The 23,249-nt window shown below is 69.2% G+C and carries 20 protein-coding genes and 1 tRNA gene; 6 read left to right on the top strand and 15 right to left on the bottom strand.

All coding sequences use genetic code 11. From position 1 onward, the window contains the following. Nucleotides 1-94: 94 nt before the first annotated feature. From GLO27_RS16685 to GLO27_RS16665, 5 genes are read right to left on the bottom strand one after another with little or no spacing between them, the layout of a single operon-like run. Nucleotides 95-823, bottom strand: coding sequence for a GntR family transcriptional regulator (locus GLO27_RS16685; protein ID WP_167255775.1), 729 nt, complete (start codon nt 821-823; stop codon nt 95-97). Between the two features lie 33 nt (nt 824-856). Beyond that, entirely contained in the window at nt 857-1,636 is a 780-nt protein-coding gene (locus GLO27_RS16680; RefSeq protein WP_021199974.1) for a 3-oxoacyl-ACP reductase, read from the bottom strand. Nucleotides 1,637-1,675: 39 nt separating this feature from the next. After that, nucleotides 1,676-3,037 carry an aldehyde dehydrogenase family protein gene (locus GLO27_RS16675; protein ID WP_021199975.1) on the bottom strand — a complete coding sequence of 454 codons (1,362 nt, stop codon included), beginning with the start codon at nt 3,035-3,037 and terminating at the stop codon, nt 1,676-1,678. Further along, nucleotides 3,034-3,786 carry a gamma-glutamyl-gamma-aminobutyrate hydrolase family protein gene (locus GLO27_RS16670; protein WP_167255773.1) on the bottom strand — a complete coding sequence of 251 codons (753 nt, stop codon included), beginning with the start codon at nt 3,784-3,786 and terminating at the stop codon, nt 3,034-3,036. Before GLO27_RS16670 ends, GLO27_RS16675 begins: the two co-directional genes overlap by 4 nt. Further along, complete coding sequence (locus GLO27_RS16665) at nt 3,767-5,122, bottom strand: glutamine synthetase family protein (RefSeq protein WP_167255771.1); 1,356 nt, start codon at nt 5,120-5,122, stop codon at nt 3,767-3,769. The genes GLO27_RS16670 and GLO27_RS16665 overlap by 20 nt, the downstream gene beginning before the upstream one ends. Nucleotides 5,123-5,278: 156 nt before the next feature. Between GLO27_RS16665 and GLO27_RS16660 the strand changes: the two genes are divergently transcribed. Then, nucleotides 5,279-6,829, top strand: coding sequence for an amino acid permease (locus tag GLO27_RS16660; RefSeq protein ID WP_021199978.1), 1,551 nt, complete (start codon nt 5,279-5,281; stop codon nt 6,827-6,829). Nucleotides 6,830-6,892: 63 nt separating this feature from the next. Here the strand turns inward: GLO27_RS16660 and GLO27_RS16655 are convergent, their stop codons facing one another. Continuing rightward, nucleotides 6,893-7,165: a metal-sensitive transcriptional regulator gene (locus GLO27_RS16655; protein ID WP_021199979.1), complete on the bottom strand. Its 273-nt coding sequence runs from the start codon at nt 7,163-7,165 to the stop codon at nt 6,893-6,895. A gap of 105 nt (nt 7,166-7,270) precedes the next feature. On the opposite strand from GLO27_RS16655, the gene GLO27_RS16650 reads away from it, so the two are divergent. Both GLO27_RS16650 and GLO27_RS16645 read left to right on the top strand, forming a co-directional pair. After that, the gene (locus GLO27_RS16650; RefSeq protein WP_029267154.1) at nt 7,271-8,548 is read left to right on the top strand and encodes a DUF445 domain-containing protein; all 1,278 of its coding nucleotides are present in this window, start codon (nt 7,271-7,273) and stop codon (nt 8,546-8,548) included. Between the two features lie 2 nt (nt 8,549-8,550). Next, entirely contained in the window at nt 8,551-9,483 is a 933-nt protein-coding gene (locus GLO27_RS16645) for an agmatinase family protein (RefSeq protein WP_167255769.1), read from the top strand. Nucleotides 9,484-9,528: 45 nt separating this feature from the next. Here GLO27_RS16645 and GLO27_RS16640 read toward each other — a convergent pair whose 3' ends face one another. The 7 genes from GLO27_RS16640 to galU form a co-directional block, all read right to left on the bottom strand. After that, a complete protein-coding gene (locus GLO27_RS16640) occupies nt 9,529-10,926 on the bottom strand; it encodes a HupE/UreJ family protein (RefSeq protein WP_243844847.1) in 1,398 nt (465 codons plus the stop codon). Next, nucleotides 10,923-14,042, bottom strand: a complete 3,120-nt coding sequence (locus GLO27_RS16635) for a LamG-like jellyroll fold domain-containing protein (RefSeq protein WP_208323809.1) — start codon at nt 14,040-14,042, stop codon at nt 10,923-10,925. Before GLO27_RS16635 ends, GLO27_RS16640 begins: the two co-directional genes overlap by 4 nt. A 159-nt stretch (nt 14,043-14,201) precedes the next feature. Then, complete coding sequence (locus GLO27_RS16630) at nt 14,202-14,915, bottom strand: GntR family transcriptional regulator (RefSeq protein ID WP_208323808.1); 714 nt, start codon at nt 14,913-14,915, stop codon at nt 14,202-14,204. 142 nt (nt 14,916-15,057) lie between these two features. Next, nucleotides 15,058-15,130 (bottom strand) — tRNA-Ala (locus tag GLO27_RS16625). A 52-nt stretch (nt 15,131-15,182) separates the two neighbouring features. Further along, a complete protein-coding gene (locus GLO27_RS16620) occupies nt 15,183-16,028 on the bottom strand; it encodes a hypothetical protein (protein ID WP_167255763.1) in 846 nt (281 codons plus the stop codon). 92 nt (nt 16,029-16,120) lie between these two features. After that, a complete protein-coding gene (locus tag GLO27_RS16615; RefSeq protein WP_021199986.1) occupies nt 16,121-16,732 on the bottom strand; it encodes a GNAT family protein in 612 nt (203 codons plus the stop codon). A 43-nt stretch (nt 16,733-16,775) separates the two neighbouring features. After that, entirely contained in the window at nt 16,776-17,663 is an 888-nt protein-coding gene (galU, locus tag GLO27_RS16610; RefSeq protein WP_021199987.1) for a UTP--glucose-1-phosphate uridylyltransferase GalU, read from the bottom strand. Nucleotides 17,664-17,704: 41 nt separating this feature from the next. On the opposite strand from galU, the gene GLO27_RS16605 reads away from it, so the two are divergent. From GLO27_RS16605 to mscL, 3 genes are read left to right on the top strand one after another with little or no spacing between them, the layout of a single operon-like run. Further along, nucleotides 17,705-18,301 (top strand): 5-formyltetrahydrofolate cyclo-ligase, encoded by a 597-nt coding sequence (locus GLO27_RS16605; protein ID WP_167255761.1) that lies wholly within the window; start codon nt 17,705-17,707, stop codon nt 18,299-18,301. 14 nt (nt 18,302-18,315) lie between these two features. Then, nucleotides 18,316-18,588: an FmdB family zinc ribbon protein gene (locus GLO27_RS16600; RefSeq protein WP_021199989.1), complete on the top strand. Its 273-nt coding sequence runs from the start codon at nt 18,316-18,318 to the stop codon at nt 18,586-18,588. A gap of 24 nt (nt 18,589-18,612) precedes the next feature. After that, nucleotides 18,613-19,035 (top strand): large conductance mechanosensitive channel protein MscL, encoded by a 423-nt coding sequence (mscL, locus tag GLO27_RS16595; protein ID WP_021199990.1) that lies wholly within the window; start codon nt 18,613-18,615, stop codon nt 19,033-19,035. 136 nt (nt 19,036-19,171) lie between these two features. On the opposite strand, the gene GLO27_RS16590 is transcribed toward mscL, so the two are convergent. Further along, the gene (locus GLO27_RS16590; RefSeq protein WP_021199991.1) at nt 19,172-19,375 is read right to left on the bottom strand and encodes a hypothetical protein; all 204 of its coding nucleotides are present in this window, start codon (nt 19,373-19,375) and stop codon (nt 19,172-19,174) included. Then, nucleotides 19,368-23,036, bottom strand: a complete 3,669-nt coding sequence (locus tag GLO27_RS16585; protein ID WP_021199992.1) for an ATP-binding protein — start codon at nt 23,034-23,036, stop codon at nt 19,368-19,370. Before GLO27_RS16585 ends, GLO27_RS16590 begins: the two co-directional genes overlap by 8 nt. Nucleotides 23,037-23,249 lie beyond the last annotated feature (213 nt).

Below are 23,249 nucleotides of genomic sequence, written 5' to 3'. Positions count from 1 at the left end.
GAAAGTCGCCAGGTATAGCGAAATCGGAAGTCTCTTGATCGATTCGCAACGATATCCGTTGCGAATCGTCGAAGTCGCGACCGATTAGCGCTGATCAGATGAGGAAGCCGCGCAACAACGCCTCGGATCCGGCGAGGTGATCGCGCATTGCGGCCTCGGCCGCATCCGGGCGTCCGGCGAGGATCGCCGAGACGATGCCCTCGTGCTGCGCGCCCGAGTGCTGGATATTGCGCGGCATCAGCGGGAAGGTGTCGAGCCAGGCGTTCACATCCGCCCTGTTCTCGGCGACCAGAGCGACGAGCGAGGGGATGCCCGCGGCCTCGGCGATCGACAGGTGCAGCAAAGTGTCCAGGCGCCGGTATTCATCCGGCCCGGCCGGCAGAGCCGCCTCGTGCCGCGCCCAGAGGTCGGCGCGCGTCGCGGCGTCGAGCGAGCGGCTCGCCGCGGCACGCACGGCACCGGTCTCGAGCACCAGGCGCAGCCCGAGCACATCGTCGATCTCCTCCGCGGTCACGGTGCCCGACACGGTCGGGTGCGGCAGCGGATCGGCGACGAACGTCCCTCCGTACCGGCCGCGCCGTGGGAGCAGGTAGCCGGTGTCCGCGAGTTCGCGGATCGCCTCGCGCACGGTGTCGCGACTGACCCCGAACGATGACGCGAGCTCGCGCTCGGGCGGCAGCGATTCCCCCGGAGCGACGACGCCGAGACGGATCGTCTGCACGAGCCGGGCGACCGTGTCCTCCAGGGCGTTGCCGCGCCGCAACGGCCGGTAGACCGCTCTGCGCACCTCGACGAGGTCGCCGTCGTGGGGGTGCTCGCTCATGCCTTCACCCTGTCACAGCGAGGTGAGGGGCGCTCACAGCGGGGTGACGTAGGCGTTCGTGATCCCGCCGTCGACGACGAAGGCGCTCGCCGTGATGAACGACGAGTCGTCCGAGGCGAGGAAGGCGACCGCCGCTGCGAGTTCCGTCGGCTCGGCGAAGCGTCCCATCGGCACATGCACGAGGCGCCGCTGCGCCCGCTCCGGATCCTTCGCGAACAGCTCCTGCAGCAGCGGGGTGTTCACCGGTCCGGGGCACAGCGCGTTCACCCGCACTCCTTGGCGCGCGAACTGCACCCCCAGCTCGCGGGACATCGCCAGCACGCCGCCCTTCGACGCGGTGTAGCTGATCTGCGAGGTCGCCGAACCGAGCAGCGCGACGAAGGAGGCGGTGTTGATGATCGACCCGCGTCCCGCCGGCACCATGTGCCGCAGCGCGGCGCGGCTGCACAGGTACACGCTCTTGAGGTTCACGTCCTGCACCCGATCCCACGCCGGGAGCTCGGTCGTCTCGATCGAATCGTCGTCCGCCGGTGAGATGCCCGCGTTGTTGAAGGCGATGTCGATACGTCCGAACTCCTCGGCGACGCCGTCGAACAGCGCATTTACCAGGTCTTCGTCGGCGACGTCGACCCGGCGGAACACCCCACCCACCTCGGCAGCCGCCGTCTCGCCCGTGGCCGGATCGACGTCGGCGATCACGACGAACGCACCCTCCGCTGCGAAGCGCTGCGCGGTGGCGAACCCGATTCCGCTCGCGCCACCGGTGATGATGGCGACGCGGTCCTTCAGTCGCTGGGTCAGATCGATGCTCATGTGGGTTCTCCGTTCCGGATGGGGTGGGTTGCGCGACGATCAGGATTCATCGGTCGCGAAGAAGACGTTCTTGGTCTCGGTGAAGTGCTCCGCGGCGTCCGGCCCGAGCTCGCGCCCCAGCCCCGACGCCTTCATGCCGCCGAAGGGCGTGGAGTACCGCACCGAGGAGTGAGAGTTCACCGACAGCACGCCGCTGCGCACACCACGCGCGACACGCACCCCGCGCCCGAGGCTCTCGGTCCACACCGAGCCGGCGAGACCATAGGCCGTGTCGTTCGCCAGGCGGATCGCGTCGGCCTCGTCTTCGAAGGGCATCACCGCGAGGACGGGACCGAACACCTCCTGCTGGGCGATGCGGTCGGCGGGAGCCGCGAGCACGACGGCCGGCGCGAACCAGAAGCCGTCTCCCTCGGGCGCGCTCCCGCGGAACGCGATGTCGGCGCCGTCGAGGAACGAGGCGACGGTGTCGCGGTGCCCCGCCGAGATGAGCGGCCCCATGTCGGTGTCCTCACGCGCGGGGTCGCCCACGCGCCACGCGGTCACGGCCGGTTCGAGCAGCTCGAGGAAGCGGTCGTACACCGAGCGCTGCACCAGGAGCCGACTGCGTGCGCAGCAGTCCTGGCCGGCGTTGTCGAACACCGAGCCCGGGACTCCCGCCGCCGCGCGTTCGAGGTCGGCATCGGCGAAGACGATGTTCGCGCTCTTGCCGCCGAGCTCGAGCGTCACGGGCTTGAGCGCCCTGGCGCATCCGGCGGCGACCTCGATCCCGACCTCGGTCGAGCCCGTGAAGACCACCTTGCGCACATCCGGATGCTCGACCAGGCGCTGACCGACGACGGAGCCCGAGCCCGTGACGACCTGGAACAGCCCCTCGGGGAGCCCCGCCTCGAGCGCGAGCTCGCCCAGGCGGATCGCGGTGAGCGGTGTGAGCTCGGCCGGCTTCAGCACCACGGCATTGCCCGCGGCGAGCGCCGGCGCGAACGCCCAGGACGCGATCGTCATGGGGAAGTTCCACGGCACGATGACGCCGATCACGCCGTAGGGGTCGTGGAAGGTGACGTCGAGGCCACCGGCCACCGGGATCTGACGCCCGGACAGCCGCTCCGGGTCGGCGGAGTAGTAGTTGAGCACCTGGGCCACGTGGCCGGCTTCCCACCGGGCCGAGCCGATCGGATGCCCCGAGTTGAGCACCTCCAGCTGTGCCAGCTCCTCGACCGCGCCCTCGACCGCACGGGCGAACGACCGGAGGACATCGGCTCGCGCGACCGGGGCGAGCGCCGCCCATCGGCGCTGAGCAGCGACGGCGCGGGCGATCGCGGCATCGGTCTCGGCGGCATCGGCACGGGCGACGTCGCGGATCGCTTTCCCGGTCGACGGGTTGATGACTGTGAACGCGCTCATCGGGCGCCCTCCTTCCGCCGCGCGGCGAGCGCACGAGCCTGTGAGACGAGATCGGCGAAGAGGCGCCGGTCGTCGGCGTTCTCCTCCGGATGCCATTGGATGCCGACGATGTGGCCGGCCGAGGTATCGACGAACGCCTGCACGAGTCCGTCGTCGGAGTGCGCAGCCGCGACCAGCCCTTCCCCGAGGCGATCGATGCCCTGGTGGTGGTAGCTGTGCACGCGCACGTCGCCCGCACCGAGCACCTCGGCGAGCGCGGTGTCGTCCGAGACCTCGATGTCGTTCTCGGCGAAGATGCCACCGCCGAGGCGGTACCGCTCGGTGCCGAGCGATTCGGGCAGATGCTGCTGGAGTGTGCCTCCCCGTGCCACGTTGACGAGCTGCAGCCCTCGGCAGATCGCGAGCACCGGGATGCGTCGTCGCTCGGCCGCACGGAACAGCGCCAGCTCCCACGCGTCGCGGTCGACGCGTGCGGGATCGGTAAGCGGATGCCGCTCCTCGCCGTAGAGCTCGGGGGCGACATCCGCACCTCCGGAGAGGATCAGGCCGTCCATGCCGGCGATGGCGGCCTCCGCCGACGCCGGGTCCTGCGGCGGCAGCAGCAGCGCGATGCCGCCGGCATCCGTCACCCCGGTCAGATACTGCTCGGGCAGGAACGCCGCCCGCACATCCCACACCCCCTGCTGCGCCCGCTCGAGATAGGTCGTGACACCGATCAGCGGTGCCGGGTCAGAGCCGCTCGAAACCACGGATGCGCTCCCAGTCGGTGACGGCGGCGTCGTAGGCCTCGACCTCGATGCGCGCCTGGTTCAGGTAGTGGTCCACGACGTCGTCGCCGAACGCCGCGCGGGCGATGGATGATTCGCTGAACAGCTGCGCCGCCTCCCGGAGGGTGGTGGGTAGGTGCTCGACGCCGGCTTCGTAGGCGTTGCCTGTGAAGCGCTCGGGCAACGGCAGCTCGTTCTCGATGCCGTACAGGCCCCCGGCGATGATCGCCGAGATGCCGAGGTAGGGGTTCACGTCGCCGCCCGGCACCCGGTTCTCGACCCGGAGGCCGGAGCCGGAGCCGATCACGCGCAGCGCGCAGGTGCGATTGTCGATGCCCCAGGCGACGCCGGTCGGGGCGAAGCTGCCCTTCGCGAACCGCTTGTACGAGTTGATGTTGGGCGCGTAGAGCAGCGTGAATTCGCGCAGGGTCGCGAGGATGCCGGCGATCCAGTGCTCCATGATCGGGCTGAACCCATGCTCGGCGTCCCCCGCCATGACCGGGGTGCCGTCGGCGGCACGTAGGGAGAGATGGATGTGGCAGCTGTTGCCCTCGCGCTCGTTGAACTTGGCCATGAAGGTGAGTGCCTGTCCGTGCTGCTCCGCGATCTCCTTCGCGCCGTTCTTGTAGAGCGCATGCTGGTCGGCGGTCTCGCGCACCTCGGCGTAGCGGAACGCGATCTCCTGCTGCCCCAGGTTGCACTCCCCCTTCACGCCCTCGCAGTACAGTCCCGCGCCGTCCATGCTGTTGCGGATGTCGCGCAGCAGGGGTTCGAGGCGCGTGGAGGCGAGCAGGTTGTAGTCGACGTTGTAATCGGTCGACGGTGTGAGCCCCTCGTACTTGCGGGCCCAGGCTTCGCGATAGGTGTCGTCGAAGACGATGAACTCGAGCTCGGTGCCCGAGAACGCTGTCCAGCCCCGCTCGGCGAGACGGTCGCGCTGCCGATCGAGGATGGCTCTCGGTGAGGGCCCCACCGGTTCACCGTTCCCCCACACCAGATCGGCGATCACGAGCGCGGTTCCATCGAGCCACGGGATGCGGCGGAGGGTCGCGACGTCGGGCCGCAGCACCATGTCGCCGTACCCGCGATCCCATCCCGACATCGCGTAGCCGTCGACCGTGTTCATGTCGACATCGACCGACAGCAGGTAGTCGCAGGCTTCGGCGCCGTGATGCAGGATGTCCTCCTGGAACAGCCTCGCGGAGACCCGTTTGCCGACCAGCCGTCCCTGCGCATCGGCGAAGGCGACGATCACCGTGTCGATCTCGCCGGCGGCGATGCCGGCATCCAGCTGCTCGATGCTCAGGTTTCCCGACATCTTCTCGCTCCCGTCGTCGTGGTGAAGCGATCGGCCGACCGGCTTCGCCCTCAGAGTAGATCACCTCGGCGTCTAAAGGTAGACGAAACCACCATTGACTGCCACAATCATCCGCAAGGTGCACCCGGCGCCTGTGTGCATGCGAACGGAGAGCGGATGTCTGAGCAGAGCAGTGAGTCCCGCAAGGTCGCTGGGGCGACCTATACACGTGCCGGAAGCGAGTACTTCGAGAAACGGACGCTGAAGAGATCCGCCGGCGTCTGGGGACTGTGGGGGCTCGCGGTCGCAGCCGTCATCTCCGGCGACTTCTCCGGATGGAACTTCGGTATCGACTTCGCGGGCTTCGGCGGGATGCTGATCGCCTTCGTGATCCTCGTCCTCATGTACTACGGCATGATCTTCGCGATCGGCGAGATGGCCGCGATGATGCCGCACACCGGCGGCGCCTACTCGTTCGCCCGTTCCGCGATGGGCCCGTGGGGCGGCCTGGTGACCGGCGCCGCCGAGACCATCGAGTACGTGGCGACCACGGCGGTGATCGTCTACTTCTCGGCGTCGTATGCGAACGGCATCACGAGCGAGCTGCTGGGGCTGGAACTGCCGGGGTGGCTCTGGTACCTGATCCTCTACGTCGTCTTCATCGCGCTGAACTCCGCGGGCGCGGCGATCTCCTTCCGCTTCGCGATCGTCGTGTCGATCATCTCGATCGGCATCATCCTGGTCTTCTCCCTGATGGCCATCTTCTCCGGCGCCTTCAGCTGGGACGCTCTCTGGAACATCGCGCCCGACCCGGGCCAGACCGAGTTCCTGCCACACGGAGTGCTGCCGATCCTGTTCGCTCTCCCGTTCGCGATGTGGTTCTTCCTCGGCATCGAAGAACTGCCCCTGGCCGCGGAGGAATCGCACAATCCCACCCGCGACATCCCCAAGGCCGGATTCTGGGCTCGCGGTACCCTCATCGTCACGGGTCTGCTCGTGCTGTTCCTGAACACGGGCGTGATCGGGGCCGAGGCCACGGGCACCGCCGGCGAGCCCCTGCTCGACGGCTTCCGCGCGATCGTCGGCGACCAGCTCGCCGCGGTGCTCGCCCTCTTCGCCCTGATCGGACTGCTCGCGTCCCTGCAGGGCATCATGTTCGCCTACGGCCGCAACATGTACTCACTGTCCCGTGCGGGCTACTACCCGCGGTTCCTGTCCCTCACCGGCAAACGACAGACCCCCTGGGTGGCTCTCGTCGTGGGTGCGGCGATCGGCTTCGTCGCCCTCATCGTGCTCGATGTGCTCGCGGCCGTCGACGCCGAGGGCGCGGGTTCGGTCGCCGGTGCGATCGTGCTGAACATCGCGGTCTGGGGTGCCGTGCTCGCCTACGGCCTGCAGCTGGTGTCGTTCATGATCCTGCGGAAGAAGTATCCGAACGTCGACCGCCCGTACCGCAGCCCGTGGGGCATCCCCGGTGCGGCCGTCGCGCTGGTGATCGCCGCGCTCATCTTCGTCGGATTCCTGCTGAATCCGACGTTCGGACCGGCGATCATCGCGATCGCGATCGTGTACGTCGTGATCCTGCTCGGGTTCGGGCTCTTCTTCCGCCACCGTCTGGTGCTCTCCCCGGAGGAGGAGTACGCGATCTCGGGCGGCTCGCACGGCGATCCGCAGACCGAGGGCTATGACGCCATGGAGGGTGAGGTGTTCGACGACAGCGGCCGGTGAGTCCGCGCACAGCGCCTCGACGAGTCGGTCGGGGCGCTGTGTCGTGCCCGACCCCGGAGCGCTCTACTTGCGGTCGAAGTCGAAGGCCTTGAGCAGCTCGACGACGGCCTTGTCGCGCTCCTCGCCGCCCTCGTCGAACATGTGCGTCACGTGCGTACGGAGGTGGTTTTCCAGCAGCAGCCGGTTCAGCGACTCCAACGAGCGCTGGATCGCACGGGACTGCGTGATGATGTCCATGCAGTAGTCCTCGTTCTCGATCATCCGCGCGACGCCGCGCATCTGCCCCTCGAGGATGCTGGTGCGGTGCAGCGCACGCTTCTTGATGTCTTCGATCACCCCTTGAGGGTACTCGTCTCTCCGGGTGTGCGGCTGTCTGCGCACCGAGACACCGCACCGTCGCCGGTCGGGACCGTCGGGGCAGCACCGTGAAAGGATGACGTCATGCCGCGAACACCGATGACGCAGCTCTCGCCCGCCGACCAGGAGCGCCTTCGCGCGCTCCGACGCATGAAGGCCGTCGCCCTCGGGGCTCTGGTGTTCATGGCCGTCGTGTTCGTGTTCGCCTTCGCGTTCCAGCAGCGGTTCGACGGGCTCGCCTATGTACGCGCCGCCGCGGAGGGCGGCATGGTGGGTGCCCTCGCAGACTGGTTCGCGGTGACCGCGCTCTTCCGCCGTCCGCTCGGGCTGCCCATCCCCCACACCGCGATCATCCCGAACCGCAAGGACGAGATCGGCCGCTCCCTCGGGGAGTTCGTGGAGACGAACTTCCTCGCAGCCGACGTGGTGCGCACCAAGCTGTCGAGCACGCGGATCGCGCTCCGCGCCGGTGAATGGCTGCGCGAGGCCCCGCACGCCGAGCGGGTGGGCACCGAGGGGGCGACGATCGCCACGGCCGTGCTCAATGCGCTGAGCGACGACGACGTACGCGACCTGATCACCGATCTCGCCCGCGAGCACCTCGTCGATCCCGAGTGGGGTCCGCCCGCCGGAGCGTGGCTGGAGAAGATCGTCGAGGCGGATGCCCATCATGGCGCTGTCGACCTCGCCGCCGACAGCATCGCCCGCTGGCTCGATGCGAATGCCGATTCGTTCACCGGCCTCGTCTCGCGACGGCTTCCCGGGTGGGTGCCGAAGCTCGCGCACCGGTTCGTCGACGACACCGTCTATCACGAGGCCGTCAAGTTCGTGCACGCCGTGCAGGCCGACCCGCGCCATCCGGCTCGTCTCGCCGTCGACGGCTACCTGGCGCGTCTGGCGGACAGCCTGCAGAACGATCCGGCCACGCGCGCGAAGCTCGAGAACGCCAAGGCCTCGCTGTTCGACAGCCCCCGTGTCGGCGCCCTGGCCGCCGAGGCCTGGAACACCGCGAAGAACGGCCTGCTCACGGCCCTCGCCGATCCGCAGAGCGGTCTGCGCCGCCGCGCCGTGCAGGCGCTGCAGGAGGTCGGCGAGCGCCTCACGACCGATACCGCGCTGCAGAATCGGGTCGACACGTGGGTATCCGACGCCGCGGTCTTCCTCGTCGACCGCTACCGGCACGACATCGCCTCGATCATCACCGACACCGTCGAGCGCTGGGATCCGGCCGAGACCACCGAGAAGATCGAGCTCATGGTCGGCCGCGACCTGCAGTACATCCGCCTGAACGGCACGTTCGTCGGCGCCCTGGCCGGTCTCGCCATCTTCTCCATCGCCCACGCCCTGATCCCCGGAGTCTGACCATGTCCCCCTCCTCCCGACAGCTGAGTCACGACCCGCTCTGGCCGCGTGCCGGAAACTGGCCCGCCTTCGACACCGCCGCCGACGCCGTGCTGCTCGGAGTACCCACCTGGCGCACCTCGCTCTCACCGACCGGAGCCCACGCGACTCCGGCCGCCATCCGCGACGCCCTCCCCCGCTACGGGACGACGCTCATGGGCCCACCCGCGGTCGAACTCGACGAGGTGCTGCGCATCGCCGATGCGGGCGACGTGGCCGACCCCGACGGCTCCGCCGGTGAGGCGAGGGTCATCTCGCGGGTGCGCGATCTCGCCGCGACCTCGAAGCTCGTGATCGCGCTCGGTGGCGACAACTCGCTCACATATCCCGTGGCACTCGGCGCCGAGGCGACGGGACTGATCACCTTCGACGCGCACTTCGACCTGCGCGACGGCGTCTCCAACGGCACGCCCGTGCGGCGCCTGGTGGAGGACGTCCCCGGCTCATCCTCGCTGCACACGTCTCGGATCGACCCGACGAGGATCGTGCAGATCGGGATCGCCGACTTCGCGAACTCGGCCGCCTACGCCCGGCGCGCCGCCGACTGGGGCATCCGCGTCATCACACTCGACGAACTGCGCCGCCGCGGCATCGACGACGTGGTCGCGGAGGCGGTGGAGGTCGCCGGCGCCGGAGCCGATCCGCGCGTCCATCTCGACATCGATGTGGACGTGTGCGACCGCTCCGTCGCGCCCGGGTGCCCCGCGAGCGTTCCCGGCGGCCTGCAGGCATGGGAGCTTCGGGCCCTCACACGTGCCGTGGCTGCGGACGCCCGCGTCGTGAGTGCCGACCTCGCGGAGGTCGATGCGACCGCCGACGCCGACGATGCCCGCACCGTGCGGCTCGCGGCGCTGTGCGTGCTGGAACTGCTCACCGGGCTCGCCGCTCGCGGCTGAGACCACCGTGCGCCCACCCCTGTGTCGGAGGCGGGCGCACGCGGATCAGACTCCGGCGATCAGCCTCTCGGCGAACCAGAACAGCCCGATCGCGGCGACCACAGCCGCGATCCAGAAGCCCGCCGACGGCAGCCGACGGCGCAGCAGCACGAACAGCGGGAACACCACCGCGATCACCAGGAGCTGCGCCAGCTCGATACCCACGTTGAAGACGAGGAGCGCCCCGAGCAGATCCCACGAGAACGGCTCGTCGATTCCCAGCGCTCCGGCGAAGCCCACGCCGTGCATCAGCCCGAAGGCGAAGACCACCCCGATGCGCAGCAGATCCCCTCGGGTGAAGCCGTCGACCTTCGGCCCAGGGGACGGCGTCGCGAGGATCCGCTCACGCAGAGCGACAGCGCTCCCGCCGCCTCCGACGAGCGGCTGCTCGTCGAGAGGACCCTGGGCCTTCCCGGACAAGGGCCGAAGCGTCCCGCCCACCCCTATCGCATCCGCCTGTCCGGCACGCCGGAACCGTCGCATCTCCCAGAGCGCGACGACGGCGATCGACAGGGCGATGGCCGGCTCCACGATCCACGCGGGAATGCTCACCACCCCGAGGGCGGCGAGGATGAAAGTCGCCGAGTGCGCGACCGTGAACGCCGTCGCCGCCAGCACGATGTCCCTGAGCCGGCGAGATCCGATGATCAGCGCCAGCAGGAACAGCAGGTGGTCGGGGCCGAGCAGCAGATGCTCCGCCCCCAGCACGAGGAACTCACCCATCCGAGAGCCCCAGTCGGTCGTGGTGACCATCGAGGGGTTCGTGTCGGTGTCGAGGCTGGCCACACCCGCCCCCGAACGCACGTCGTAGTCGACGATCGTCGTCGTCATGCCCCCGGGAGCCGTTCCGGGAAACAGCTCGGTCGTGATCCGATACGGCACGGGCATCGCCTCTACCTGCGCCGTGCAGTCGGCTTCGATCACCAGGCGCGCATGCGGTACGCCGTCCCGGATGACGATCTCGTAGGGCGCCACCACGGCGTTGGGGCACGCCTGCGACGGTTCCCCGTCCTGCGCCACGCTCACCGAGAACCGAGGCAGCACGTATCCCTCGACGGAGTCGGCATGATCGTCGAGCACCGCGGGCGTGAGCTTCTCCGGATCCCGGCCGCTCGCCTGCACGTCGGCGTAGGCCTCCTGCTCCAAGCCCGTGTCGCCCATCGCCCGCGCTCCGTCGGTCGCGAGCAGGACGTACTCGATGTCGAGCACGGTGCGCACGACGCCGCGCTCGGGTTCGGACACATCGGCGAAGACCGTCGCCGCATAGCTGTGCGCCGCGGCCGGGGCCGCCGTCAGCATCACGCTGACGGCGACCCCGGTGAGGGCGACGACTCCGGCGACCAGGGTGCGGATCGCCAGTCGGGGGCGCTGACGCGCACCCGGATGCCGACGCCGGTTCCTCATTCCTGTCCCTCCGGGTGGCGCAGCATCCGTCGGCGGAGCAGAACGCCGCCTCCGGCGAGCAGCAGCAGTCCGGCGAAGGCGAGCATCGTCGGGGCCGGGCCACCGGTCGCCGCCAGTGGATCGGACTGTCCGCCGGCGGAACCGCCGCCCTGGTTCGCGCCGCCACCGGGGGTGCCACCGGGGGTGCCACCGGGGGTGCCGCCGGGGTTGCCGCCGTCGGAGCCGGCTGTCGAGGTCACGGTGAACGTGACCTGGTTCTGCCGGGCGGCCGCGTCGGTCGCGATGTACTTCAGGGTGTAGGTGCCGGTCGCGGTCGGGGTGAACGTGTATCCGTCTCCGGCAGCCGCGGCGAGCGCCCGCAGGCCGGACGCCGGGTCGTCGACCGCCACGGGGGCACCCGACGGGTCGGTCACCTCGAGCATCGTGCTCACGCGTCCCGAGTTGTCCACGGCCTCGGCGCGCGGGGCGGTGTAGGCGGTTCCGACCGTGGCCTCACCCGCAGGTTCCGGGGCGACGCGCACGAGCGGCGGCATGGTGTCGAGTGCGGTGAGCTCCCGCGTCGCCACCCGGTACACGTCCTTGTCGGAGAGCGGAGCGCTGTAGACCTCGACTCCGGCGATCCGTCCGTCCATGGTGGCGTCGTCGAGCGCGCCCGACGTGTTCGCGTCGCCGCCGATCACCATGTAGCGCGCGTCGGCCGCGCTGGGCTTGACGGAGAACGACACTCCTTCGGACTCGGCCTTTCGGACACCGTCGACGTACAGCCGTGCATCCTGGCCGTCATACCAGGCGGTCACGTGGTACCACTGGCCGTACTTCAGGCTGACCGCCGGACGAGGCGAGGCGTACCAGAACTGCAGCTCGTACGTCGTCGCGCTGGTGCCGACGGCCTCGAGACCGATGCCCCCGCTCTGCATGCCGCCGAACACGTCGACGTATCCGCCGGCGATCGCGTCGAGACGGAAGGTCGCATCGAGGGTGAAACCATCCTGCAGCGCTGCATACTCCGCGTCCGTCCACTTCGGAGTGCGGATGCCGGTGGCAGCTCCCTCCGCGCCGATCACGACATCGGATCCCACGCCGGGATCGTTCTCGATCCGGGCATCGGCGCCTGCGGTGAGCGGACGCGCGGCCGGAGAGGAGTCGCTCACCGTGCCGCCCGCGAAGCCGACATCCAGGAGATCAGCCGTGGGCAGGGCGGCGCGGAGGTCGTCGAAGGTCAGACTGCTGGGGTCGAAGGGCCCCTCACCGCCGCTGCCTTCGGTGCTGGTGAACCGCGTCGTCAGCGCGGCACCCTCCTTGCCCCAGGCGTTGATCGGGGTGACCCGCACCTCGTACTCCTTCCCGGGGAGCAGGTTCCACACCTCGTGGCTGCGGTCGGCAGGCATCGGCAGGTTGTAGAAGCCCGACCACTGCAGGAACGAGTTCACCTCCTCGCCGGTGGCGACGTCGACCGTGGAGTAACGGTACTTGTGCACGATGTCGCCGACGGAGTTCGGCGCGGGCACGGCCTGCGGGAAGGAGGCCATCGCCTTCGTGCTCGCGATGTCGCCGACGGTCACGGCCGCACCCTCCGGCCAGATCGGGCCGGCGGACTGCGCGGCGCGGTGAGAGTTGTTGAACGGGAAACGCTCGTCATAGGACTTGGTCTCATCGACCGAGTCGGCCACGTCCCAGGTCCAGGTCTGGTCGATCCACTGATCGGCGAGCAGGTCGTAGTTCTTGATCGTGACGGTGGTGCCGGTGATCTCGACGATGGCCGTCTGGCGGTTGTTGCCCGCGTCATCCGGCGTGGTGTCGTTGCCGCGGCTGGTCGGGCTCGAGTTCACGACACCCGACTCGAACTCGTAGTACGCCAGCGGCGGCGCGTTCACGGTGGTGAATCCCTGAGTCGACCGCTCGCCGCTCCGGTTCTCCTGGCCCTGCCAGATCGAGGTCGGGATGTTCTGCGGCGTGTGGATGTGACCGCCCCAGACGACAGCCTGCGGGAAGTCGTCGAACACGGACTGGAAGCCGTCGCCGCAGCCGCTGGAGAGACCGGTGCCGTACCACTCGTTCGAGACGTAATGGGTGCACTGGAGCGGGTGGTGCACCAGCACCATGACGGGCTTGTTCGGGTCTTCAGCCGTGGCGGCTGCCAGCCTCTGCTGCAACCAGGACTGGGCGTAGGCGTAGTTGCCGCCGCTCGCTCCCGAGGGCTTGCCCGTGTCGGGGTCGATGGTGCCACTGCCCGGCGACACCGTGATGACGTGGTAGCCGTTCACGGTGTAGTCGGCGTTCGGCTTCTGGCCGCCCGTCGCCTGCGTGAACAGGTCGTACGAGGAGATACCCGAGACGTCGTGGTTTCCGAGCGACGCGATCGCCGGGATACCGAGGCCTGCCTTGGAATCCATCGTCTGCTTGAGTCCGGCGAATTCGCCCGGCGTCGCACTGTTGGTGAGGTCGCCGACGAACAGGGCGGTGTGGACGTTTTCCTGTGCCCAGAAGTCGTAGGCCTCGGCGAGCTCGTCCCAGTTGACGTGGATGTCACCGATCGCCGCGAAGCGCACGTCCGGTCCTCCGGCCTCGACCGCCGGCGCCGCTGCGACGCTCGGAGCCGCAGCCACGGCCGCATCCGGCGCACCGGCCACGGTGATCGTGCGGGTCTCCTCGCTCACACCGCCCGCGGCATCGCTGATCGAGTAGGCGACGACGTACTCGCCGGGGATGGTCGGGGTGAATCGATATCCGCCCGATTCCTCCGGCATCACCATCGTGACGACACCGGAAGGGTCTTCCACCGTGACGACGAGCTCGCTCGCGGAGCCGTCGACATCGGCCGCGGAGGCCGAAGGAAGCAGCACAGCACTCCCGACCCGACCGCTGGTCGGTGCCTCGCGCTCGAGGCGGATGATGGTGCCGCCCGTCTCGGTGGCGGGCGACACGTCTTCGGGATCGGTCACGGCGAGGCTCGCGTTCGACGTGGTGACGACCGGTGCGGCCACGGACGCAGCAGCCGGGAGCACAGGCCCCGCGATACAGGCGGCGACGGCGACGAGCGATGCGGGGCGGAGGAGCCGCGCGAATCCGCGGCGGGAAAGGGACGGATCGGGGGCGGGCGGTTTACGACGAGACACGGAGCATCCTCTGTGAGACGAGAAGAAATCGGACTCCCCCAATCGACCGCCGCAAGATGACGCCGGGGTGAACACCGGCCGACGCAGACGTGTCATCGGCCGCCCGCGCGGTGATCCGGGCGACCCGGTGCGCACAGTGGGCGCGGTCGCGCGACCCGTTCAGTCCTCGCCGGGGAGCGCGGCCGCTCCGAAGGCCTGCGCTTCGAAGGAGATCGTGTGCGGAACGTAGCGATCCTCGGCGCATTCGACGGGTCGGCCGTTCGAGGCGAAAGTCTCGCGTCGCACCTGCAGGAGCGGACTGGATCTGCGCACTCCGAGCAGACGCGCATCCTCAGTCGCCGCAGCCACCGCTTCGATCCGATGGTTTCCCGACGAGACCACGATCCCGGCGTCTGCGAGCACCCGCGTCGTGGAGACCACGTCATCCGGAAGACCTGCGACGTGCGGAACCACCCAGGGCGCCCATGTCGAGCGCTCCACCATCACGGGGCGCTGGTCGAGTGTCCGCACACGGGTGAAGGTCAGGACGTCTGCGTCCGTGCGGATCCCGAGCAGTCGCGCTTCTCGCGCCGTGGCCTTCCGCGTCGTGCGGGCCACGATGCGTCCACCGGGGGTGCGCCCGCGGCCACGCGCCCACTGGGTGAACGAGCGCATCCGGTCGAACCCCTGCGGCTGGCTGGGTTGCACGAACCACCCGGAGCCCCGGTGCGACTCGACCAGGCCCTGGCGCGCCAGGGTGGCGAGCACGGTGCGGATCGTCCGTCGAGAGACCCCGTGGAGGGCGGCCAGCTCCATCTCGCTGGGAAGCCCTGCACCCCCGGCGTAGGTGCCGTCGAGGATCTGCGCGCGAAGGAGCGCGAGCACCTCACTCATCGGCCGCATGCGATCGCATCACGGTGTTGTCGAGCGGAGCGCTCCCGGGTTGCGACGGCACAGCTCACTCTAACGCCCATGCGCCGGCACCCCGGAGATGACTGAAGCCCCCGGGCATGTGCCTGGGGGCTTCAGTGTTCGGTGGACCTAAGGGGATTCGAACCCCTGACCTCCTCGATGCGAACGAGGCGCGCTACCAACTGCGCCATAGGCCCGTGAACGACATCTACGCTATCACGACGGAGAAGCTGTTCGCGCCGCGGACGGTCATCCGGCGGCGCGGCGCGAGAGCAACTCGCGCACGTGCGCTTCGATCTCGGCGTCGTCGACGAAGCCCATCCGCGCATACGGCGACGAGGCCGCAGGAAGGGGCACCGGCGCCTCGGGCGCCATCTGCTCGGCGCGTTCGCGCAGGGCGGCGACGCGCGCGGCCTTGCGACGCTGTTCCTGCGCCTCCAGCTGAGCTTGCGCGGCCTGCGCCCGAGATCCGGCCACCGATACCAGGGGCTCCGGCAGCGGACGCGGTGTCCAGGTCGCCCGACCCTGATCGTGCAGCTCGGGGGCGACGCGCGGGGCGGCCGGCGTGGCCACCACGTGCGTGGCGCGTGCGACACGGCCGGCGACCGCGGCCATGCGCTGCAGGGCGATGCCGGCGACGACGACGGCGGCGCCACCGATCCACAGCAGCGCCGAGCTCCCGGCAGCCAGGAGCTGCCAGACGCCGAGCCCGGCGATGACGAGTCCAACGAGGAGGGTGCTGGTCGCGGCGACACGGACACGTCGACGTGCCCGTGCCCGTCGGATCACGGGATCGGCCCTGGTCGCCGCGAGTTGCTCACGAAGGGACTCGAGTTCGGCAGCCTCACGTTCGGACTGCACCCGCTTGGCCAGCTTCTGCTGGGCCAGCGCGGTGCGCGCGTTCAACTCGAAGCGCACTTCACCGGGAGTCTCGCTCGTCTCGGCGAGCACACGCAGGGCCTGGTTCAGCCGCACCGCGTTGCGTTCAGCGGCGTTGTATTGGAATCGCCCCCGCCAGGATGGCAGCAGATAGAGCATCCAGAGCAGCACGGCGACGAGCACGATCACTCCCCCGCTCAGCACCGGCCCGTCCATACCGACAACGCTAAGGGCTGGAAGCTGGCTGGGCCGTACAGTAAGGCGCGTGTCGCGGCGTGTCCGTCCGGATCAGGACCAGATGACCCTTTTCACTGCGAAATGCGGTCGGAGGGGGGCACCGTTGCGGCGTCGGGCGGCACCTGACCGCTGAGCCAGCGTGCGAGCACCCCTTGCGGCACATCTTCCTTCGTCAGGGCGAACGCATAGTGGTCGCGCCAGTCGCCGTCGATATGGATGTAACGACGACGCAGCCCCTCGTACCGGAACCCCAGCTTCTGCACGATGCGCAGACTCGCCGCGTTCTCCGGCCGGATGCAGATCTCCATGCGGTGCAGTCCGTACTCCGTGAAGCACGCGTCCGTGGCCATCGCCACCGCAGTCGGAGTGATCCCCCGGCCGGCGAACCGCTCGCTCACCCAGTACCCGATCGTGGCCGAGCATAGCGAGCCGCGGGACACTCCCCACACGTTGAGCTGTCCCGCGACCTCGCCGTCGTACTCCATGACGAACGGATAGCCCGAGCCGTCACGATACTGCTGGAGCAGGCGTCGGATGCTGAGCCTCATGTCGAACGACACCGAGCCGTAGGGGACGGTCGCCTCCCACGGCTGGAGCCACGACCTGTTGGCGAGCAGTTCATGCTGCAGCGGTCGCGCATCCTTCGCACGGACGAGCCGCAGTTCTATGGGTCCGTGTCGCATTCCCGTCGCCAGATCCATGCCGCACCGACGCCCGCAGAGTCGCCTAGAGGCGTTCCGCGAACTCCTTGAGCCAGGGACGCAGCTCGGGCCCGAGGTCATCGCGGTCCGCGGCGAGCTGCACGATCGCCTTGATGTAGTCGACGCGGTCGCCGGTGTCGTAACGGCGTCCACCGAAGACGACGCCGACCACGCCGGGGCCGTCGGGATCGGTCGCGAGCACCTGTAGCGCGTCGGTGAGCTGGATCTCTCCGCCCTTGCCCGGCTCGGTGTGCTCGAGGATGTCGAAAACCGACGCCGGGAGCACGTAGCGGCCGATGATGGCCAGGTTGGACGGCGCGTCTTCCTGCGCGGGCTTCTCGACGAGACCGGTCACCTGGACGGCGTCGGACCCCTCGAGCGGCTCGACGGCGGCCGCACCGTACATGTGGATGTTCGCGGGGTCGACCTCCATAAGCGCGATCACGGCCGCGCCCGAACGCTCGTGCTCGGCGATCATGTCGGTGAGGAGCGGGTCGCGCTCGTCGATGAGGTCGTCTCCGAGGAGCACGGCGAAAGAGCTGTCGCCGACGTGGGTGCGCGCACGCAGGACCGCGTGACCGAGCCCCTTCGGCTCGCCCTGGCGGACGAAGTGGATGTCGGCGAGATCGCTCGACTTCATCACGCGCTCGAGACGACCGGTATCGCCCTTCTCCATGAGCTTCACCTCGAGCTCCGGCACGGAGTCGAAGTGGTTGGAGATGGCGTTCTTGTTGCGGCCGATGATGACGAGGATGTCGTCGATGCCGGCGTTCGCCGCCTCTTCGACGACGTATTGGATCGCCGGCTTGTCGACGACGGGCAGCATCTCTTTGGGCATCGCCTTCGTCGCAGGGAGGAATCGCGTCCCCAGGCCTGCGGCGGGAATGACGGCTTTGATCTTGTGGTCAGCCATCTTGCCAGCCTAGTGGTGAGCGCCGACGTAGACTCGGAGCCATGTCGAACGACGTCGAACATGCGAAGCGTGCACTCCGCGCCGAACTCCGCGAACGACGCCAGCTCCTCTCCGACACGCAGCGCGACGCCGCGGCCACGGCAATCGGCGAACGCCTCGACGCCCTGATCGACGAGCTTGGCGCCCGCTCCATCTCGTGCTTCCTGTCCACCACCACCGAGCCGGGCACCCGTGAATTCGTGACCAGGGCCGTGCGTCGCGGCATCCGCGTGCTCCTCCCCGTCACTCGCGCCGATGGGCTGCTGGACTGGGCCGTGGCGACCGACGACGACGAGGTCAGCGAGGGGCTGTTCGGTCTACCCGAGCCCACGGGCGAGGTGCTGGGCCCGATCGCCGTCAACGACGTCGACCTCATGATCGTCCCCGCTGCCGCTGTCGATCGCACCGGGATGCGCATGGGCTGGGGACGCGGCTACTTCGACAAGACCATCGGCTCGATGGAGAAGTGCCCGCCCGTCTATGCCGTGATCTATGATTCCGAGGTACTCGACGAACTTCCGCGCGAGGTGCACGACCAGCCCGTGAATGGCGTCGTGACCCCGTCGCAGACCCTCACCCTGTCGCCGCGGCGACGCTGATCGCAAGGACCCCCATGCCCACCTACGCCTATGCCTGCACCTCGTGCGGACACAAGTTCGACGCCGTGCAGAGCTTCGCCGACGACGCTCTCACCGTGTGCCCCGAATGCGGTGGCGCGTTGCGCAAGCAGTACGGCTCGATCGGCGTGACCTTCAACGGCTCCGGCTTCTATCGCACGGACTCGCGCGCCAAATCCGGTGGATCGAAGGATGGTTCGGCATCATCGAAGACGGAATCGACGACGAGCGCCAAACCGGCGGCTGCGTCGACTCCGGCCTCTTCCTGAGGCCCCGATCTGTTGGGGGATCCCATGCTCAAAGGTTTCAAGGACTTCCTGCTCCGCGGCAACGTCATCGACCTGGCCGTCGCTGTCGTCATCGGTACGGCTTTCACCGCGATCGTCACGGCCGTCGTGAACAGCATCATCAACCCGCTCATCGCGCTCTTCCTGAAGGCGGATGCCGCCGGTCAGTTCGGCATCCCCGTGACGAACATCTACGGCGAGACGGTCACGTTCCCCATCGGCGAGCTGATCTCGGCGATCATCAGCTTCCTCGCCGTCGCCGCCGTCGTCTACTTCGTCTTCGTGCTGCCGATGAACACGTTCAAGGCCCGCGTCGAGGCCCGCAAGGGCACTCCGGCCGAGGAGCCCGAGGAGGAGCCGGCCGCCTCGACCGAGTCCGAGCTGCTCGTCGAGATCCGCGACCTGCTCAAGGCACAACGCGGAGCCTGACCGCCTCCGCTCGCACCCGAGACGCACGGTCCTCTTCGGAGGGCCGTGCGTTTCTGGTTCCGTTGCCCGGACGACCGGACACGGCGTTCAGCGACAGCACTGCCCCGTCATCCGGCGACTCCGTTCTTCCGGCGCCTCAGTAGTGCGGCGGCACATCCTGGATCAGCTGGTCGTCGTTCGGCCCCTTGGCGCCCTTCGGCCGCGACCGCGGAGGCACTTCGGCGGGGCCGGACTCCGGTGCCGGGTCGCTCCCCGGCACCGGGGTCAGGCGGGCACGCCGTGAACCGGTGACCCGCACCACGCGCTGGCGCGGCGTCGGGGTGTCGGACTGGTCAGTCATCGCGGGTGTCGACGATGTCGATCGGCTGCGTGTCGTTCTCCGCGCGCGGCGTCGACTCCGAGATGCCGAGAACCGCGGCGATCCGCGTCGCGGCGGTCACGGGGTCGCTGTAGAGATCGAAGGCGTGCACGCGCACATAGTGCCAGCCCAGACGACGCAGCACGTGCGGTCGCAGCCGCAGCGTCTCCCGCAGAGACTCGCCCCGCGTCTCCGGATCGGACTCGATCACGACCGCCTTGCCGCCGTGCTGGGCCACCAGGGGCAGCAATCCGCGATAGTCGACGTCCACCGAGGCGCCCAGACGCCGCAACTCCCGCGCGAGGGCGAGGGTGAGAGGATCGGCAAGGTCTTCCAGGCGCGCGTCTCGGCTGCGGGCGGCCAGTCCGCCGAGGATCGACATCAGCGTCGCCGCTCCATGCTCCAGGCGTCCGTCGTCGAAGGAGGAGGGACGGATCGAGGAGACGAGCACCATCGAGCGGCGCGCGCGCGTCATCCCGACAGTGAGGAGTCGCTCTCCGTCGGGAGTGGAGAGATCGCCGAAGTCGCTCAGCACCCGACCGTGCTTGGTGAGTCCGAAGCCGAGCGAGAAGATGACGCGGTCACGGCTCTCGGCGACCGACTCCTCGAGCGTCAGCACCGCGAACGGCTCGACCGTGTCGCGTCCGACGAAGTCCGCGACGTCGGAGCGCCCGGCGAACGCCGAGGTGACGGCGGCGCGTACGCGCTCGGCATGGCGCGCGCTCGCGGTCACGACCATGAGCGATTCGGCAGGACGATGCACGGCGTGCTCGACCACGAGCGTCACGACCCTCGCCACTTCGGCGTCCGGACTCTCGACGGCGCCGGAGATCGGATCCGGTGTTCCCGTGCCGCCCTCCACGTAGTCGACCGTGAGGCTGCCGCGACCGAGATACGAGCCCGCCCAGGGAAGCGACACGATCTCGCCGCCGTAGAACGCGTCGTTGATGAGCTCCGCGAGGTCTTCGCCGCCCGCACGGTAGCTGCGGGTGAGCGTCATCACCGGCAGGAGCTCGGAGAGCCGCTCGAAGGCCGAGACGTCGTCGAACGGTACCTCGGCCTCCCACGACTCCTCCGGGTCCACCGCGATGCGGAACGGCGTAGGACGCTGCGTCACCGGGTCGCCGAACGCGACGATCTGGCGCGCGCGCCGGATCGCCGGGGCGGCCTCTGCGAGGTTGATCGCTGCGGCATCGACCAGGATCACCGTGTCGAACTCCACCGAGTCGGGAATCTCCGGCACCAGGTACGGCGACGAGATCCAGACCGGGGCGAGCACGTCGACGAGGGTGGGCGCGGCGCTGACGACCTGCGCGGTCGTGGTCGCCGACTGCGTCAGCGCACGGCGCAGGTGCTGCGACTGCTGCGGCTCGTCGACGATCGCGATCCGCCACTGGTTGGCCAGCTGCCAGGCGAGCAGCGGTCCGGCCATGGCGGCATGCGCCTCATCGACCAGCCGGAAGTCGCGTTCGAGCCGATCGACGACTGCGGTGTTCGCGCCGAGGAGGGCGCGGTTGTCCTGCAACGCGCGCTCGAGGAGGGACTGCCACCACGCGAACTCGAGTTCTTCCCCCACCTGGGACTCGGAGACATGGCGCACGGAGAGCTCGGCGAGCAGCGGCTCCAGCCCGAGCAGAGCGAGTCGGTCGCGCAACTGGGCGCGTTCGACGAGGTTCTCGAAGACATCGGACTTGGCGGCCAGCCCCGCGAGCGTGCGCACGAGTCGCGCCACCGGGAGCGACGCCAATGGCTCGCGTCGTCCGAGTGCGGCGTCGAGCTCGGCGAGCTCGGCCTCCACCCGCTGCCAGGCCACGTACACGTCGGCGAGACCGAGGGGGATCTCGGGCGCGACACCCGCCTCGACGCACCGCTGCCACTGCGTGCGCTGCGCCTGGATGCGCAGCAGCGCCTCGTGCATCTCGGTGACGTGCACGCCCGGACGGACGTACTCCTTCGCGAGACGCCGCAGCCGACGTCTGTTCGCCCCGGACAACCCGGGAGCGTCGCGGCGTGAACCGTGGGCCTGGATGAGCTCGCCCAGCGGACGCTCGAACACCGTCGGGCTGAACCGGTCCAGCGAGTCGCGGATCCCCTGCAGCAGACGCAGGTACTCACCCAGTTCGTCGATGGTCGAGAACGGCCGCATGTGGGTCTGAGCGATCAGCTCGTAGCCGCGCTCGAGAAGGGCGGGAACACTGTTCGCGTGCAGTCGACCGGCGAGCTCATGGGCGGCACGAGCGGCCTCGGTGCTGGAGAAGGTGACGCCGTACCACGGCGAGTCGTTCGGGCCGAAGCGGAACTCCCCGAGACGGGCCGCCTGGGCGAGCGCCTCGGCGGCCTCGGTGCGATCGGCGGCGAGTCGACGCAGGGCATCGGGGCCGAGTCGAGCAGTGGTCGACGGCGGCACGGGAAGCGACGCCAGCCGTGTCAGCTGACGGGTAGCGTCGAGCACCGAGGCGTCCAGGCCGGCGACGGGTGCGCTGAGCGCCTGACGGTAGTCGCGCAGGACGGTCCGCAGACGCACGAGTGCATCGTCGACCTCGCTGACCTTGGGCGCCGTGGCCTTCTCATTGCGTCCGATGGCCCTGACCAGATCGCGCCGCACGCTCGCCGGCGAGATCGCCAGGCTGTCGAGGCCGATCCCGGCGAGTCGGTGACGCACCCCGTCCAAGGTGGAGCGCCGCGCGGAGACGACGAGCACGCGCTTGCCGCCGCGCACCAGTTCACCCAGCGCGTTGATCACGGTCTGGGTCCCCCCGGTTCCGGGAAGGGTCGCGACGGTGAGGGAATGCCCTGCCGCGATACGGGCCAGCACTGCTTCCTGCTCCGCGTCCGCATCCAGGAGGAGGTTGTCCGAGGCCGGTGCGCGATCATCCGGGCCGATGTGATGCGGGATGGCTCGCGGAGCGGTGACGCGCTCGCGGTCTCCCACGTGACCGGCCAGGGCGTTCAGCACCGGATGATCGAGGCTGCCCCCGTCGCGGGACATCAGTCCTGACACATCGGCGAACGTCGAGACCACCAGACGCGGTTCGACCGAGAACGTGTCGATCGAACGCGTCATCGCGCGCAGACTGTCGATCACGGGTTGCGGCTTGAAGATGCCGCCGTCGTAGGCCAACGAGGCGAGCGCGGTGGCATCGATCGTGAGGCCGAAGTGGTCGCGAGCGATCCGCACGAGTTCGGGATTCACCTCGAAGGTGCCCTGCAGCTTCAACTCGAAATCGGAGTGGTGGCGGCGGATCGCCAGCGGACGCAGCAGCACGGGGGCCGCGAAACCCGCTCCCCCGATGCGCCACCGGGCGACTCCGACGGCGAGGTGCACGGCTTCGATGCCGCGGACGGTACGGAGCTCGGTGTTCTTCGCGGTGATGCGCTCCGCGGCGAGCCGAGCTGTCCGCAGCCCGACCTCGTCGCGGAAGAGATTCGAGAGGAGAGTCGACTTGCCGGTGATGAACTGCGGCAAGCTCCCCGGGTGCGCCTTGGAGATATCGATGCCCGACTCCGGGCTGTCACGGAAGCTCACGAGCGGCGAAGGGCCACCGAGATCGGCTGCCTCGGCCCTCAGACGCGTCCGCTCGGCCTCTGCGGCGTGTGCGATGTCGAGGCCTGTCGTGGTTCCGTGCAGATCGCTGATCGACACAGCAGCATCCACCGCTGTGTCGTCCGCAGACTTGTCTTCACGTCGCCACACACTGACACCCTAGGCGTGCGACCTGCGGAGACGGGGTATCCCAGGCGGGTTTCCGCCGAATTTCCGGCGATTCTGCGCTGCGTAGGGGGTGGCGCACTTCTCCTGCCCGATGTGAACCCGGGTCGCGTTCTCCACTCGGAACGTCAAGCATGCGGTTCCGCG

Origin of the sequence: Microbacterium sp. Be9, assembly GCF_011754135.1 — a bacterium.
GTDB classification, from domain to species: Bacteria; Actinomycetota; Actinomycetes; order Actinomycetales; family Microbacteriaceae; genus Microbacterium; species Microbacterium maritypicum_A.
Note: the sequence above shows the minus strand (reverse complement) of the source record. Positions and strands in the feature narration are given on the sequence as shown.

Coding starts and splice junctions, on each gene's coding strand:
- GLO27_RS16680 (WP_021199974.1), bottom strand. CDS start 1,636: ATGAGCATCGATCTGACCCAGCGACTGAAGGACCGCGTCGCCATCATC.
- GLO27_RS16640 (WP_243844847.1), bottom strand. CDS start 10,926: ATGAGGAACCGGCGTCGGCATCCGGGTGCGCGTCAGCGCCCCCGACTG.
- GLO27_RS16650 (WP_029267154.1), top strand. CDS start 7,271: ATGCCGCGAACACCGATGACGCAGCTCTCGCCCGCCGACCAGGAGCGC.
- GLO27_RS16605 (WP_167255761.1), top strand. CDS start 17,705: ATGTCGAACGACGTCGAACATGCGAAGCGTGCACTCCGCGCCGAACTC.
- mscL (WP_021199990.1), top strand. CDS start 18,613: ATGCTCAAAGGTTTCAAGGACTTCCTGCTCCGCGGCAACGTCATCGAC.
- GLO27_RS16620 (WP_167255763.1), bottom strand. CDS start 16,028: ATGGACGGGCCGGTGCTGAGCGGGGGAGTGATCGTGCTCGTCGCCGTG.
- GLO27_RS16645 (WP_167255769.1), top strand. CDS start 8,551: ATGTCCCCCTCCTCCCGACAGCTGAGTCACGACCCGCTCTGGCCGCGT.
- GLO27_RS16675 (WP_021199975.1), bottom strand. CDS start 3,037: ATGAGCGCGTTCACAGTCATCAACCCGTCGACCGGGAAAGCGATCCGC.
- GLO27_RS16660 (WP_021199978.1), top strand. CDS start 5,279: ATGTCTGAGCAGAGCAGTGAGTCCCGCAAGGTCGCTGGGGCGACCTAT.
- GLO27_RS16590 (WP_021199991.1), bottom strand. CDS start 19,375: ATGACTGACCAGTCCGACACCCCGACGCCGCGCCAGCGCGTGGTGCGG.
- GLO27_RS16600 (WP_021199989.1), top strand. CDS start 18,316: ATGCCCACCTACGCCTATGCCTGCACCTCGTGCGGACACAAGTTCGAC.
- GLO27_RS16685 (WP_167255775.1), bottom strand. CDS start 823: ATGAGCGAGCACCCCCACGACGGCGACCTCGTCGAGGTGCGCAGAGCG.
- GLO27_RS16615 (WP_021199986.1), bottom strand. CDS start 16,732: ATGCGACACGGACCCATAGAACTGCGGCTCGTCCGTGCGAAGGATGCG.
- GLO27_RS16630 (WP_208323808.1), bottom strand. CDS start 14,915: ATGAGTGAGGTGCTCGCGCTCCTTCGCGCGCAGATCCTCGACGGCACC.
- GLO27_RS16665 (WP_167255771.1), bottom strand. CDS start 5,122: ATGTCGGGAAACCTGAGCATCGAGCAGCTGGATGCCGGCATCGCCGCC.
- galU (WP_021199987.1), bottom strand. CDS start 17,663: ATGGCTGACCACAAGATCAAAGCCGTCATTCCCGCCGCAGGCCTGGGG.